We start from the raw sequence: 15,345 nt of genomic DNA, 5'->3' as shown, positions 1-15,345 counted from the left end.
TAAATCTATGGGGCTTTTTAGGAGTTAAGGAGTTAGGAAGTTAAGAAGTTAAGACAATAGTATTTGGCTATCTTCCTGCAACACTTTCCCCATGCTGCCAGAGCTCCCATGTTTCCATAACTATTGTCTGTACTCCTGTCTCCCGCCTCCCAAATAAACCCCAACAATTGTCTTAACTCCTTAACTTCCTAACTCCTTAACTCCTAAAACAATTCCTTGAATAATGCCATTGTCCTCTAACTCCATAACTCCCTGTACGTTTAAGCCCCCTGTGTTTGTCGGGTGGCCCGCTTGGCTTGCGTGCCCTCGCCGGGGCGTTCAGCCTTCCTGCCGCCTGCCGCTTCCGTCTATCAGCGCCCTGAGCGAAGCGTTGAACTGCTGGTCTTGCGCCATGTCTTCTATGTCCAGGTGCATGCGGTAGCGCCAGTAGTGGTGCGGGTTGGCCGGAATGTTTATGCGTTCGGCGCCGGCGTCGGCCAGCCTCAGCTTCTCGTCGGTGGCCAGCCAGTCTTGCAGCGTGAGTATGCACAGTGCCGAGGGGCTCATCAGCTGGCGCTCAACGATGTCCTTGGCGAGCCATCCCGGCATCGGGTGGGGGGCCGTTCCGTCGTGGTGCAGCATCGTTGTGAAGTAGTCTTGGGCTCGCTCGTGGTCCTCGTCCCACCATGCCCGCATCGTGGGTGTGTCGTGGGTGGACATGGTGCACACCGACAGGTAAGGGTAGTGCGACAGATGGGCGAAGCGGGTGCCGCTCTCTTTGGGCATGGTCTGGATTTCCAGGCTCAGGATGTTCAGCCTGTTCATCACCCACGGCACGCATTCGGGCACCATGCCCAGGTCTTCGGCGCACATCAGCATGCGCGTGGCGCGGCCCAGCAGCGGCAGTTTGCGCATGGCCTCGTTGTACCAGAACTGGTTGTGGCGGCGGTAGAAGTAATCGTCGTAGAGGCGGTTGAACGCCGTCTTGTCTCTGTCGCTGAGCGCAGCGTAGGCCATGTCGGTCTGTGCGGCTATGCGCGGGTGCAGCTTGTTGGCGTCGGTGCGGTCGGCCACGAAGAGCACATTGCTTATCAGCGCATACAGGCCGTCGCGCAGGCGGGTGTCGGCTTCCGATGGTTTTTCGCCGAAGGCGGCCTCCACCTTGCGCTGCGTGTCGTATTCGGGCCTCATGGCGTAGCCGTCGTCCAGGGGGCATACATAGGTGGAGCGCACCTCGTCGGCCCTTTCGCCGAATAGCGCCTCGATCACGCTGTCGGTGATGTAGGGCTTTGTCAGCCGGCCGGTGTCGGCCTGCAGTCCGTAGGCAGCAATCTCCTCGCGGGTCATGCCGAGTGCAGGCACAAACTGGCCCAGCAGTCCGTGGACGGCATCTGCCGGTATCTCCCATATTCGGAAGAAGCCCAGAATGTGGTCTATGCGGTATGCGTCGAAGTATTCGGCCATCTTCCCCAGGCGCTGCGTCCACCATAGGCAGCCGTCGGCCATCATTTCGTTCCAGTTGTATGTGGGGAAGCCCCAGTTCTGCCCGTTGGCCGAGAAGGCGTCGGGCGGGGCGCCGGCCTGCCCGTCCAGGTTGAAATAGCGGGGCTGCGTCCATGTCTCAACGCTCGTGCGGCTCACCCCGATGGGTATGTCGCCCTTGAGTATCACCTTCATGTCGCGTGCCAGTTCGTGCACCTCGCGCATCTGCATGTCAAGGTTGTACTGCACGTAATACCAGAAAGCCACCTCCTTGTATAGCTTTGTCTGCGGGTTGGCCATGGCCTTCAGCTCGCCGTCGTCGGGCCTTTCGTGGCCTGTCCAGCGGCTGAAGTCGGGTGTGCCGTGCTTGTCGCGGTAGTGGCAGAAGGCGGCATACGGCACGAGCCACTGCCTGTTGGCCTCGAAAAACCGCTTGTAAGTAACCCTTCGGCTCACCGCCTGCCACTCTTGCGCGAACAGTTCGCGCAGGTATCCGGTCTTGGCTGCATTCACCCTTTCGTAGTCCACCTGTGGCAGCGCGTTGAGTTCTTGGCGCAGCCTTTCGTAGTGCTCCCGGCGTTTGGCGTCCTTGAGCGGCGCCAGCTGCCTCAGGTCGGTGTATTGCGGGTGCAGGGCGTATGTGCTGATGGCGCTGTACGGGTAGGAGTCGCGCCATGTGTGGGTGGCCGTGGTGTCGTTGACGGGCAGCACCTGCAGCGCGTGCTGTGCTGTCGAGGCTGCCCAGCGCACCATGGCTTTCAGGTCGCCGAAGTCGCCAACGCCGTAGCTTCCGCCGGAGCGCAGCGCAAACACCGGCACCACCGTGCCGGCCCCGCGCCACAGGCTTATGCCGAACTCGGCCTGCAGCAGCTCGTAGGTCACCACGTCGCCGGCCTTCATGTCGGGCAGCGTGACCGTGCGGTTGGCGCCGTCTTCCCACATTATTATATTGTCGTTGTCGTTGCCTGCGATGACAAACTTAAACTCCATGAACGGGCGGTCTATCTTCGATGCGTCGAGGCTCACCACCCACTCGTTGGGCGTGTGCTCGGCCATGCGCAGCCCCGCCGGTTTGAGCCAGTTGCCAAGGTATGGGCCGCTGCCGGCCAGGGCCAGCCTCTGGCCCGCGCGCAGTTGCGGGGCCCGCACTTTCAGGCGTATCATCTTGCCGAAGTCGGCCACGGCGCTCAGCTCACGCTTGCGCCTTGCAACGCACTCGGTGAAGGCCGAGCTGTAGAGCAGGGCGTCGGAGGGCATGTCAATCCACTTGTCGTACATCACGTGGCACGCGCTGCGCGAGTTGGCAAACTCCAGGCGGTGGGGCATGGCGTCCCATTCGCGCCTGGCCTCGCTGCCTCGCCGTTCCACACTGTAGTAATAGTCTATGTATGTTGCAGGCTTCACCGTCCTCGACAGGCTGCACGTCCAGCTTCGTCCGTCGAGCGTTTCCATGGGGTGGCGCTCTGCCTTTGCGGTGGCTTCGCCACTGATGATGTTGAGCACCAGTGCCTCGCCGTATGCGGTCAGGTAGTCAATGTTGAATGTAAGCTTCATTGGTTTCGGTTGTCTTTGATGTTATTGGTGGCGTAAAGTTAATAATAAAATGTGGAAAACCAACAAAACTTCACTGCTTTTTCGCATGTTTTTTATCCGTTGGGGGCTGTTGGCCACTTGCTCTGCCGCGCCGTGTTTCAATGGTGCCGGTCGGTTGGTGTAACAACTTGTATACCAGAGTGTTGCCGTTGATGCCGAATGGCGGCGCAAAACAGGCTGTATGGCAGCGCGAAAAGGGCCGCCTGGCAGCTCGAAACGGGCTGTGCGGTGTATGGGCCCGGGGCGCATGCGGCCTTTCCGCCCGCTGGCGACGGCTGCAGTCTTGCCCCGCCGCCCGTTCACCTTATGTTTATGGCCACGTCAAACCCGCGCCCGTTGAAAGCCACGGCCACACCCTTGTCTTTCAGCAACTTGCCGCCCACAAAGTAGCACAGCTCTGTCGACAGTATGCCTATGGCGGCCCCGGCGGCCACGTCGTACCAGTGGTGGCGGTCGCGCATCACCCTGTCGGCCGCCGTCAGCGTGGCCACGGAATACCCCGCCACGCTTATCCACGGCGAAACCTTGCCAAACTCCTTGTGCAGCACGGTGGCGCCGGCGAAGGCGATGGTGGCGTGGCCCGACGGAAACGAATGGTCGTCGCTGCCGTCGGGGCGCTGCTCGCTGACGGTGTGCTTAAGGGTGTAGGCCACCCCTGCCGAAACGGCCATCGACGCCGCTGCCGTTGCTGCCAGCCTGGGCCACTCGTGACGGCTGTCTATGCCGCTTGCCTTGAGGGCTATCACTGCTGCCCATGGCGTGAGTTGCAGCACGTCGTCTGTCGTTTCGCCGCCTATGCCCCCGGCGAGGGCAGGCGCGGGGGCGGCCATCAGTGCCGCCATGATCATAGTTTTTGTGTTCATGGCTGCAAAGTTAAGCATATTTTTCGGGCCGCGGGCATGTAGACATCGGAAAGATTTGGCCTGCCGTCATTGCCTTTCCGATTTTTTGCAGTAAATTTGTGGTCTGAACGGGCTGTCCCGGGCAGGCGGATGCTACGGCTGTCGCTGCTGTTGCCTGGGTTGCCAATGCCCGGAATGTGTGTATAGGCAGTGCCGGCTTGTTCCGGGCGCCATGCCGCGCGACGTGCCGTGCAGGCCGTGGGGGCCCTCGGCCTGCCATTGTAACAATGTAAAACAAAGCTCAATGATATGAAAAGACGGATTGTGATGGCGGCCGCCGCGCTGGCGGCCATTGTCGTGCTGGCCCTTGCGGGCGGCAGCTTCTATATGCTCGGCTATTCGCTCGACCCCGACCCGAACCGCGCCGACACCGACAGCGCCTACGCCCAACTGTACAGCCGGATGCCCGACATGAGGCCGTGGGCCGACAGCCTGCGCCGCTGCGGACTGCTGCGCGACACGTTTGTGGCAATGCCCGGTGGCGAGCGGCACCATGCCCTGTGGCTCCGGGCCGACTCGGCATGCGGCCGCACGGCCGTCATAGTGCACGGCTACAAGGATTGCGCTGTCAAGTTTCTGTACCTGGGGCGCATGTACCACCGCGACCTGGGGTACAACATACTGCTTCCCGACCTGCATGCCCACGGGCTGAGCGACGGCGGGAGCATAGGCATGGGGTGGAACGACAGGCTCGACGTGATGCGTTGGGCTGAGGTGGCCGAGCGCATGTTCCGCGTGGCGGGCCATGAGTCGAGGGTCGTTGTGCACGGTGTGTCGATGGGTGCCGCCACGGTCATGTGCATGTCGGGCGAGCCATTGCCGGCTTACATAAAGTGCTTTGTCGAAGACTGCGGCTACACTTCGGTTTGGGATGAGTTTGCCTGCCAGTTGCGCGAGCAGTTCGGCCTGCCGCCGTTTCCGCTGATGTATACCACGAGCGCGCTGTGCGGCGCCGTCAACGGGTGGCGTTTCGGCGAGGCGTCGCCCCTGGCCCAGGTGGCCAGGTGCCGCAGGCCCATGCTCTTCATCCATGGCGATGCCGACAGGTTTGTGCCCACAGAGATGGTCTACAGCCTCTATGCGGCCAAGCCGGGGCCCAAGCAGCTGTGGATAGGGCGCGGTTCGGCGCATGCCATGTCGTATGCCGACCACCCCGTGGAGTATACGCGGGTGGTGGCCGACTTCGTTGGCCGCTGACGCTGTGGCCGCCCTGTGCCCCGGGGCCACGGGCGGCAGCCGGCCGCGCCTCCTCAACGGCGCTGTCGGCCGGCGTGGGGCCTTAATCGGCGCAGTAGCTCCCTCACCACAAACCAAGCGTGCATAATGGCGGTCGGGGCCACCCCGTAGTGGCAGGCCATCACGCTGAAGCGCTCGCGCAGCGACTCGCGGTGGTGGAGCGTGGTCTGCCCCTCCTGCGTGTAGCATGCTATGGTGGCGCGGGCGTTGGCCAGCGGCAGCCTTTGGCGGGCGGCTTCTTTCATCACCCTGATGCACCAGTCGACGTCGGCCGAGTATTTGTACTTCAAGTCGTAGGGCGTGCGGCGGGCAATGTCGGTGCGGGCGTAGAAGGCTTGGTGGCACACCAGCATGCCATGGCGGAACGAACGCCACGACAGGTTGCGCGGCGGGCGCAGGCGGCGGGGGCCGAGGTAGCGGCCAGCGTCGTCTACTATGTCGGTGTCGCCGTAGATCACGGCAGGCAGTCCGCCCCCGGCGTCCATGGCCGACGCGGCGGTGCGGGCCAGCAGCCCTATGGTGTCGGTAGCGGGCAGGTAGTCGCCTGCGTTGAGAAAGCACACGTAGTCGCCCGTGGCCCGGGCCAGCCCTTTGTTCATGGCGTCGTAAAGTCCGCGGTCGGGCTCGGAGCTTATGGCCACGGCATGGCCGTTGGCGGCGCTGTCTGAGCGCCTCTTGTAGTCGTAGGCCACGCCCAGCGTGCCGTCTGCCGACGCCCCGTCGACAATCAGGTGCTCTATTGCCGGGTAGCCTTGGCGCAGCACGCTCTCGAGGGTTCGGGGCAAGGCGCCCTCGGCATTGAACGTTATTGTCACTATGCTGAACTTGATCATAGGCTGTAGCGTTTGTAAGCCACGGCTTGGTTGTACACCTCTATGTACTTGATGGCCACGCTTTGCTGTGAGTAAGACACCGAGACCTTGTGGACGGCGTTGCGCCCCAGCTCTTCGGCATCGGCGTCGGCCAGGGCCCAGCGTATGCCTGCCGCCAGGTCGGCGGCGTCTTTGTAGGCAGCTACATACCCGTTGCGCCTGTGGTCTATCATCTCGGGTATGCCGCCGGTGTTGAACCCCACGCACGGCACACCGCAGGCCATGGCTTCCATTATCGTGTTTGGCAGGTTTTCAGACAGCGACGGCATGACAAACAGGTCGGCGGCGCGGTAGGCCGCCACAATCCTCTCTGTGTCCGACACATAGCCCAGCGGATAGGCCGGTATGGCAAACTGACCTGCCAGTTCGATGCCGCTGCCGCCCAGCATCACTATGCCCATGTTGGCGGCAATGTCGGGGTGGCGCTCGTAAAGCAGTTTGCAGGCTTCAATGAGGTAGGCGGCGCCCTTGTTGCCGCTCGACACCCGCTGGGCCACAAACAGCATGAGGCGGCGCCCTTCGGGCAGCCCGAGCATCCGGCGGGCCTCGGCCTTGTCGCCCGGGCAGAACACGCGGCGGTCTATTGGGTTGGGTATCGACACCACGCTCTTGCCCTCGAGCAGCTTGCTCTGCCTGGCCTCAGAGGCCAGCCACTTGCTGCAGGCCACGAAGATAAGCCTGCCGCCGCCTTTGAGCAGCCGCTGCTTCTTGCGCCATACGTGGCGGGCAGTGTCGCCAAACAGCCCGGCCGGCAGCAGGGGACACGCCGAGCAGCCTGTGGTAAACTTGCGGCAGCCCAGCGTGAGGTGGCATATGGCCGTGGCGGGCCACATGTCGTGCATGGTCCAGACCACGGGCTTGCCGCTGTCGAGTATCTTCCTGATGTCTGACAGCGACAGCATTCCCTGGTTGACCCAGTGCAGGTGTATTACATCGGCCTCCTTAAACTCGCGCAGGCCGGTTATGTCGGCACCGGCGTTGGCTATGTCTATCTCGAAGAGATGCTTGCGCGAGAAGTGTGTATGGAGGAATATGACGAGGCGCTCCCACAGAAACCGCCACTGCATGAGCAGCTGGTGTGGCGTGGCCACGACGGTTATCAGGTCTGTCTCCTTGTCGCGCACCAGCATCTTGGCCTTTACCCCGTTGTTTTTCAGGGCTTCCATCAGGCGGTTGGCAGCCACGGCTGCACCGCCCGTCTTCTCGCTTGTGTTTACTATAAGAACTCTCATGGCTGTGTGGTAATGTGGCTCGCGGGCGGCCGGCGCATGCCGAGGCCGTGCCGGCGTCGGGGTCGGAGGCCGCCCGTTGTTGATGCAAATGTAATTAAAATTTCTGAATCCGAAGCCCCATGTGACTATTATTTTCACCATTTTTAAGTAGGTGTTCAAAATCATTTGCCGTCAAATAGCACACAAGATGGTGGCAAAGATAATGGAAGACACCTGTAAGGTCTATTGTATCGGTTAATTTTGAACAGCTATTTATGCCTGAATGCTGTCTTTCGGCAACTGCGGTGGCGGGTTGCCTGCCGCTGTTGGGGCTGGGATTGCACGCCGCTGTGGGGCGGCATCCTGCCCGTCGGCTTTCCGGCGGGCAGCCCGTGCCGCAGCGGTGTCGCCCGTGCTGCCTGCATGCCGGTTGGGGGGTGCACATACGGGGCTGTTTGTACCGTTTTTAAGGCGCGTCTCGTTGATTTTTGTTTACGCTGCTTTAATAGTGTTAATTTGATGCAAATAATGCTCCTTTTGGTAACAATGTATTCCTAAATTTACTATCTTTGTGATTGAAAGAGAGACTAATTCATCCATTCATTAATTCTTAAAATACAGGGCTTATGACTAATTATCTTAGCTTCAACGTAGGTGCTATATTCAGTGATCTGGATGATTACATGCTTAGCACGGGAAGATTGGAGATAGACGCGATCGAAGCCAATCGAGAGTTGGATCGCAAAGGCCTGTTAAAGGATGACCAGACGCATCCTGGTAAACCATTGGAGTTGCTGCTTGGCAGGCTGCGCGACATGAATCTGTTGCCACAAGGCGTTCGTCAGCTGTATGGAACCTGGAAAATCAAGCATTCCAAGACAATCGCTAAGGTACGCATGATATTCCAGTATTGAGCTGATTGAGCTTGGGGATTATGGCTCACGGGGTGGGGCAGAGTCCGAGGGCACAAGTGGAACAGCCTGCGCAGATGGTCTTGATAGATGGCCATCTGCGCAGGTTTTTTTTCTGAAATAACATCAAAGACGGCCGATATGGGTTAAAATAACTTAACCCGATGTCACTTTCGGCGGCGTTATGTGTCATATAGATAACTTTGCACGGAATATCAATTAAACAGAAAGAATATGAAGAAAAATTTAGTAATGTTTTCAGTGATTGCCGGCTGTGTGCTTATGAGCAGCTGCGTGAGCAAGAAGTCGTTGGAAAACTGTCAGGCGGAAAACCAGAAACTGTCGGAGAATTTCCGCGACATGGCCAAGAACTACCAGGACGCCAAGGAGCAACTGGCTGCCAGCACGGCCCGCATGACAAGCCTGGAAGACCAACTGGCACAGCAGAAAAAAGACTATGCCGCGCTGCAGGGCTCGCTCGACAAGAGTCTTGCCAACGCCGGGCAGAACAACATCAGCATCGATAAGCTGGTTGACCAGATCAACGAGTCGAACCAGTATATCCGCCATCTCGTAGAGGTGAAGAGCAAGAGCGACTCGCTCAACCTTGTGCTTACCAACAACCTGACCCGCTCGCTGAGCAAGGAGGAGCTCAAGGAGGTAGACGTACAGGTGCTCAAGGGCGTGGTTTACATCTCGCTGGCCGACAACATGCTCTACAAGAGCGGCAGCTATGAAATCAACGACAGGGCTGCAGAGACGCTCAGCAAGATTGCCAAGATCATTAAGGACTACAAGGACTATGACGTGCTCATAGAGGGAAATACCGACAATGTGCCCGTGAACGCATCGGCTGCGTCGATGAAGAACATCCGCAACAACTGGGACTTGTCGTGCCTCAGGGCTTCGAGCGTGGTGCAGGCACTGCAAAATCAGTATGGCGTCGACCCGAAGAGGCTCACTGCCGGAGGCCGTGGCGAATACAACCCTGTGACGTCTAATGACACAGAGGTGGGCAAGCAGCGCAACCGCCGCACGCAGATTATCATCACACCGAAACTCGACCAGTTCATGGACCTTATAGGGCAGGCTCCCGAGACGGAGTGATATTTGTCTGTACCGATATGTCTGCGGGCCGCCAACCGGGTGGGGCGCGAAGCCTATGGCTTCTGCTCTGCACTGTGGGCGGCCCGCAGTGTGTTTTCCGGGGGGTATGGGTGTGGCGGCGGCTTGCCTTGTCGTTGCCTTTCGTTTTCTTCGTTTTATCGGCGGGCAAAGTGTTTTCCGCCTTGCCAATGTGGCATTTCGGTAGAAAATAAGTGTGCTTCAGTAGGATATGAAGACCTTGACGGCACAGTAGACTATATCAACCGGTTTACCCTTGAGGGCGGCAACCCGTTTCTGAAGCACGAGAAAATACATTCGCTGGAGCTGATGGGAGCATGGCGCCAGTTCTTCGCCCAGGTTGCATATACATATAAGAAAGACCCGATAATGTACATTGCACGCCCTTATGGCAATGATGGCGAGGTGAAACTCGTTACGAAAGACAATCTTCCTGAGGTCCAGGGGCTGCAGGCTTTTGTAGGCGGGCAGTTCAAGGCCGGTATATGGCAGCCGAGGGTAAACGTGGGGATAATGAAGCAGTGGCTCACCATCGACTATTCAGACGCACGCAAGAGCATGGGCAAGCCTGTCGCCCTTGTGCAATTGCAGAATGCCATCCACTTGCCTTATGACATCTGGATGAATGTAGACAGGCAATGGATGAGCGCCCGCAACGACGACAACACGTATCAGGAGCAGTCGTCATATCTAAACGCAAAGCTGTACAAGGCGTTTTTCAACAACCGTTTCAGCCTTACCCTTGAGGCCAATGACATATTCAACAAAGGCAACCGCGACGTGAGGGTGATGAGCAAAGACGTCACCATACAGAGGTTCAGTACAATCAGCAACCGCACTTTCATGCTCACCCTGCAATATACCTTCAACGCCACGCGCGACAGGTATCGCGGCCAAGGGGCAGGTAAAAACGAGCTGAACCGTTTTTGACCCTAACCGGAAGCTGGCCCCTGCAATGGCGGGCCGGCAAAAAAAGACAGCCGCCTGGATTCCGGGCGGCTGTCTTTGCGTCTGCTCATAAGTTGCTGTTTAAAATTTTTTGTCATCAGATTGTGCGCAGTTCCGTGCATGTTTTTCAACGTCCGAGGTGGAAGTGTAGCGGGCTATACTACCGATGAGGCGTTGGGAAACAACGCGGAAGAGCGTGCAAGATGATGGTAAAGATTAGATAACCATCTAAATTGGTTTGGTTTCCGTTAATTTTCAACAGCTACTTAATCGTCTGAAAATGAATATATGGTTATTTACACTTGGTTGAGCGGTAATGCGTCATTCTGTCGAATGGACTATTTCACCAATATTTTCTCTACCTTGACATTGCCGTTGGCGTCTGTCACCTTCCTTATGTTAATGCCTTTCGCGGGCTTCTCTACGCGCATGCCGGAAAGTGTCGTGTATTCGGTGCGCGTTTGGCTGTCGGCCCCAACGCCGGCAATGGAGGCCGGTGTCGGTTGCCATACGATGGGAGAGGCATGCTCCTCGCCGCCGCCTTTGTACACGGTGCGTATGCCAACCTTCTGCATCTCGGAGTCATAGATGTAGAATTTCACTTGTCCGTAATTGAAGATGAAGTCGTAGTTGTTGTCGGAGTAAGCATAGGGCACCTGCGTCATCGCAGAGTCCAGGCGGTGGTACGGGCCGCCCTCTTCCTCCGGCACAAACCGTATGGGCTCGGTGTTGTCGTCTACATATACTTCATAGAACAGCTTGTCGGGGTCGATAAACTTGCCGTCGGTGCTCTCCAACTCCATTGTGAATATTATCTCTGCACCGTAATCCTCGATGTACCTACCCACTTTCTCTATCTTGGGTGCCACCGGTTCGGCTGCTACTTCATTGTATGGTATCAGTACCGGGTTGTCTATGATGCCAACGGGGTTTATCTTGGTGGTTGACAGGCTGCTCAGCAGCGACACGTTGCCTACGCTTGTCAGCATGCCGTCGGTGCCGGAAGGGCGCATCACCAGTTCGTCCATGTAGGTGTAGTCGTTGTAATTGCCGTATTCATCGCTCTTGACCACGTAGCTGGCGGGCATCTGGAACTGGTGCGAAATGAACCTCTCGTTCACTCCCATATACTCTTTGGCTGCAAAGTGGTAGTTGCCCTCTGCGTCCTTGGTGCCTTTCAGCCATAGTCCGGGCGTCGACGGGTCGTTGATGAACAGGGCGTCGTCGGTGAGGCGTGCGCTTACCACGAGGCGCCTGTTGAGCGAGTACTTCTGGTCGCGGGCCCCTTCAGGCACAGTCACGGCTTTGTAGGGGTTCTTGGTAAAGACGTGCCCGTATTCAACGGCGTACCAAGACTCCGACTCGTCGATGAAGCCCAGCGGCGTCTCTCGTGTGTCGTCGAGGGCTTTCAGCGTGTCGTTGCGCAGCACGAAGTACATGTTTTGGTCTGCGTTAAGCGTCCAGTTGTCCTGGCCGTCCTGCTTCATCTTTGCCACAAAACTGTTGCCGTAGCTTTCTGCCACCACGATTTGTGGCAGGCGTGCCACCAGCGTGTCGCCGTTGTACGGGTCAAGCTTCATGTAAGTGTTGCTCACCATATACGATATGGGGTTGAGCATGTACACCGTTCCGTCGCTCCCGGTCACATAGCTGCCCACGGCCTCCGTGTTGTCGTATTCGTTCAGGTCGTAGTAGCTGTCATAAAAACCGTGTGCGGCCCTGATGCAGTTGTCGTGCCTCTGGCCTTCCGGTGTGCGTATCACATCGGGAATCGTTGAGATTATCACTTTGGGGGCGGCGGTCAACTTGTGTTTGACTGGCAGCGTCTGTGGGCTCACCGGGGCTTGCTGGCCATGGGCTGGCAAGGCCAGGGCGGCAAGCATAAAGCCTTGTAGAAATGAGTAATGAATTAGTTGCATAGCTTTTTCTTTTTATTAAGTGAATGATATGGTTCTGCATCTATGCTGCGGAAGTTCTCAATGCCGCTGCAAATATCTTTGTCTATGCCTGCAAATATATATAATATATGTCAAACCCCTGTGTTCCACATAACTATAAAAACAGTCGCTTTGTCTGTTTTTTTGCCATTTTGGGGCCATTGTCGGGCAACAATCGCATGCTGTTGCCGTTCGTGTTGATTGCCGTCATTGCCTGATGGGCGGCTGTTTGCGTCGGCGCAAGGTGCCTCGGTGGGCCTGTTGGCCTGTGGGTTGCATGGCGCCAGGCGGCTTTACGGGCACAGGGCGGTCTTGTTGCCGGTTGGGGCATGGTTGCCGGCGTGGGCGTTCCCGTCTCTCCTCCCTTATTGCCTGCCCCTGGAAAATACTTGCCGCGCCGTGCACTACGCACGGCGCGGCAAGCGGTAATCCACGTTCAATGTGTTTGTGGTGCAAGGCTGTCAGCCTGCATGATGTTTATTTGCGGGGTGCCACTTTCCATGTGTTTCCGCCTTGGCGTATTATTGTCACGCCGTCATGGTCGGCATTTGTTGTTTTCCTGCCGTCGATGGTGTATGTCTCGTATGGTTCCGACGGGTCGAAAGCCGCCTTTCCGGTTGATGGCGCCGATATGTCGCTTGGCAGTCTTTCGCCGCTTACCGTCATCGACTTTATCTCCCAAGTGCCGGCCTCTTGGCTGGTGCTGGTATAGTGGAATGCAATCTTTATCTTCTTGCCGGCGAAGGCGTTGAGGCTTATGTCGCCCGACTCGTTGAATGCCCAGCTGTTGCCGCGTGGCCAGTTGATGCCGTTGAGCGGCGTGGCCACTCCGTCGCAGATGACCTCGACCGCCAGAGCGTCGGCCGGCGAAGCGAAGAAGTTGGCTGCATGGCTGAAGGTGAGCGTGGCGGTGGCATATCCGGTCAGGTCCAGCTCGGGTGTCACCACCGATGCGTCGGCTGCATTGTTGGTGTTGTTAGCGAAGGCTGTGCCCTTCCAGCCGTATTTGTTGTCAAGCCTCCAAACCTCGAAGCCGTCTTGTGGCACCTCCTTGTTGCTTATTGTGCATCCGCCTGTGCCGTCTGTGAATATGGCGGTGTAAATGGTGCCTTGTTCCGGTGCTTCGCCGCCGGGTGTATATTCCGATGTGCACAGCGTCGTCCCGGGGTCGAAGGCATAGTCGGTGCTGTCGCCCCAGATGTATTCCATCAGGTTTGGGAAGTCTACAAAGGGGTTGCGGTTGCCCTGTATGCGGCTTACGGCCTCGTTGCGCGATGTCTCCGTCTCGTCGGGGGCGTCGGTCTTGGCCCAGCTTATATACAGTTTGTATGCCCATGGCTGCAGGGTGGGGTAGTCGCCCTTTTGAAGTATCTGCAAGGCTTGCGTGCCTTTCCACGTGAAGTCCTGGTAAGTGGTGGCCATGTACATGTAGGCCCGGGCAAAGTCACCTTTCCATTTGTCGGCCGGTTCCCATAGCTTGTAGCCTTTGCTGCCGGTTCCCACCTTCGTGCAGCCGTTGTCTGTTGTGGCCTTGCTTACCTCGCCCATCGGGTAGTTCGATTTGGCCGAGTTTATTTTCTGCTCGCTCGGCATCAGGTTGTAAAGGTCTTTGTAGGCCTGGTTTTCTGAGCCTCCCCACCAGCTCTTCGGAAACGAGTGCTCTATGTTCATTCCGCCCACCGAGCTTCCCTTTGAGCCGAAGTACCTCGTGTCGTTGCTGTATCTGTCAATCACTTGGTTGTCGGCTGTGCGGTCGGTGGTGTAGAATCCCTCCCAAGTGTGGCCCTTGCCCTTGCCGTAGTCGAGCACGTTGGCGTCTTTTATTGTTTCGTGCACGGCATTCTTAAGCTCAGCCCCGCTTTTCCCTTTCAGGTTGTCGTAATACCCGGCCGGTATCTGTGCCGCCGAAGGAGCTGTGTTCATGGCCACCGCAATGGCTGCGATGGCTCTGGAAATGGTAGTTTTCTTCATTAGTAAATATGTTGTTATGTAATGTCCGTTTGATATATTTTGCAAAGATAGTCATTTTTATCCATGTGGCAATGCTTTGTGTCGACATAACGCGGGTACGCCCGCGATTGGGGTGTTGCCGGTTGGTGATGTGTTTTGGTGTGCGTCTTTTCCATTGTTAAGTAGGTGTTCAAAATTAATTGCCATCAAATTGTGCGCTATTTCGTAGATGCATGCCAAAGTCCGAAGAGGGAGCGTAGCGGGCTACGCGACCGATGAGACTTTGGCATTCGGCCCGAAAGAGCACACAAGATGGTGGCAAAGATATAGAGGACACCTGCAAGGTCTATTGTATCGGTTAATTTTGAACAGCTACTTATATGCCGGCGGTTGTTGGCGCATCTGTATGATGTGGTGCTGAATGTTCCCTTGGCCCAAGCCCGGGCCATGCGCGCCCGGCCGATGGCGCCCTTGCGGCAGTGGTTGGGCTTCTGCCTGCGGCCGCCGCGGCAAGCCGTGGCCGAGGCGTTTAAATGTTGTTTGGCCGCATTGTGGCGTAAAATCCGGGTGATGTTTGCAGGGCAGCGGCGCGTGTCTGTAAGTCATTGTCTGTCAGCGGGGTTGCCCTATATGCCATTTCGGCTTGCAAGAGGGCGCGTATGGCGCGGCGTTATGTGCCGTTTCGCCACGCTATACGGCCTGCATCGCGCCCCACGGCTTCTTATGCCTGCATCCCGCCGTGTCTTTGGCCCATGCCGGTCGTTATATGTCAAAGTGGTTTGGCTCTGTGGTCGGCCGGCAGGATGCCCGCAGCATGGCGAAGCCCAAGGTAAGCCTGCATAGGCAACCTTGGCGCATGCCCGGCGGGTCTGGTTGCCGTTTTTTGAAAATTCGTGCCAGCCTGGTGCCGCAACTGCTTGTTGTTGGTTTCAACAAAAGCCGCGCATCGATGCACAGCGCATGCTGGAGCGTAGTTGTATGTGTTGCCTGGTTCGTCTGACTCGCATTTATATTATAATGTGTGCGCACACATTTGCTTGATGTAACGCTGGTTAAATGCAAACGAAAGTTAAATACATGAAGATTTCTTTGCCAATTCTTTGTTGGTGTCAGAAAAATGCCTACCTTTGCATCCGCTTTCAGGGAACAACCTGATGAGCACCAAAAGAAAGAGTTCTTTGAGAAACTGAGATACAGAG

10 protein-coding genes are annotated in these 15,345 nt (G+C 57.3%); 4 read left to right on the top strand and 6 right to left on the bottom strand.

Translation table 11 applies throughout. The features are described from left to right. Positions 1–318 precede the first annotated feature (318 nt). Both H6B30_RS03270 and H6B30_RS03265 read right to left on the bottom strand, forming a co-directional pair. A complete protein-coding gene (locus tag H6B30_RS03270; RefSeq protein WP_205107888.1) occupies positions 319–3,015 on the bottom strand; it encodes a 4-alpha-glucanotransferase in 2,697 nt (898 codons plus the stop codon). A gap of 338 nt (positions 3,016–3,353) precedes the next feature. Continuing rightward, positions 3,354–3,917 (bottom strand): phosphatase PAP2 family protein, encoded by a 564-nt coding sequence (locus H6B30_RS03265; protein ID WP_205107886.1) that lies wholly within the window; start codon positions 3,915–3,917, stop codon positions 3,354–3,356. 288 nt (positions 3,918–4,205) lie between these two features. Between H6B30_RS03265 and H6B30_RS03260 the strand changes: the two genes are divergently transcribed. Then, positions 4,206–5,153, top strand: coding sequence for an alpha/beta hydrolase (locus H6B30_RS03260; protein ID WP_205107884.1), 948 nt, complete (start codon positions 4,206–4,208; stop codon positions 5,151–5,153). A 53-nt stretch (positions 5,154–5,206) separates the two neighbouring features. On the opposite strand, the gene H6B30_RS03255 is transcribed toward H6B30_RS03260, so the two are convergent. Together H6B30_RS03255 and H6B30_RS03250 are read right to left on the bottom strand one after the other, a co-directional pair. Further along, positions 5,207–6,025: a glycosyltransferase family 2 protein gene (locus H6B30_RS03255; protein ID WP_205107882.1), complete on the bottom strand. Its 819-nt coding sequence runs from the start codon at positions 6,023–6,025 to the stop codon at positions 5,207–5,209. Beyond that, positions 6,022–7,296, bottom strand: a complete 1,275-nt coding sequence (locus H6B30_RS03250) for a glycosyltransferase family 4 protein (protein ID WP_205107880.1) — start codon at positions 7,294–7,296, stop codon at positions 6,022–6,024. The genes H6B30_RS03255 and H6B30_RS03250 overlap by 4 nt, the downstream gene beginning before the upstream one ends. A gap of 605 nt (positions 7,297–7,901) precedes the next feature. On the opposite strand from H6B30_RS03250, the gene H6B30_RS03245 reads away from it, so the two are divergent. The 3 genes from H6B30_RS03245 to H6B30_RS03235 all read left to right on the top strand — a co-directional run bounded on the left by H6B30_RS03245 (position 7,902) and on the right by H6B30_RS03235 (position 10,241). Continuing rightward, on the top strand, positions 7,902–8,189 hold the full coding sequence (locus tag H6B30_RS03245; protein ID WP_205107878.1) for a hypothetical protein: 288 nt from the start codon (positions 7,902–7,904) through the stop codon (positions 8,187–8,189). A 231-nt stretch (positions 8,190–8,420) separates the two neighbouring features. Then, entirely contained in the window at positions 8,421–9,293 is an 873-nt protein-coding gene (locus H6B30_RS03240; protein ID WP_205107876.1) for an OmpA family protein, read from the top strand. 39 nt (positions 9,294–9,332) lie between these two features. Further along, positions 9,333–10,241: an outer membrane beta-barrel protein gene (locus tag H6B30_RS03235; protein ID WP_338088937.1), complete on the top strand. Its 909-nt coding sequence runs from the start codon at positions 9,333–9,335 to the stop codon at positions 10,239–10,241. Between the two features lie 356 nt (positions 10,242–10,597). On the opposite strand, the gene H6B30_RS03230 is transcribed toward H6B30_RS03235, so the two are convergent. Beyond that, on the bottom strand, positions 10,598–12,178 hold the full coding sequence (locus tag H6B30_RS03230; RefSeq protein ID WP_205107872.1) for a hypothetical protein: 1,581 nt from the start codon (positions 12,176–12,178) through the stop codon (positions 10,598–10,600). 495 nt (positions 12,179–12,673) lie between these two features. After that, positions 12,674–14,167, bottom strand: a complete 1,494-nt coding sequence (locus tag H6B30_RS03225; RefSeq protein WP_205107870.1) for an endonuclease — start codon at positions 14,165–14,167, stop codon at positions 12,674–12,676. Positions 14,168–15,345 lie beyond the last annotated feature (1,178 nt).

Source organism: Marseilla massiliensis (genome assembly GCF_016899955.1).
Classification (GTDB): Bacteria; Bacteroidota; Bacteroidia; order Bacteroidales; family Bacteroidaceae; genus Prevotella; species Prevotella intestinigallinarum.
The sequence above is the reverse complement of the archived record's forward strand: the minus strand, read 5'-3'. Positions and strand labels throughout refer to the sequence as shown.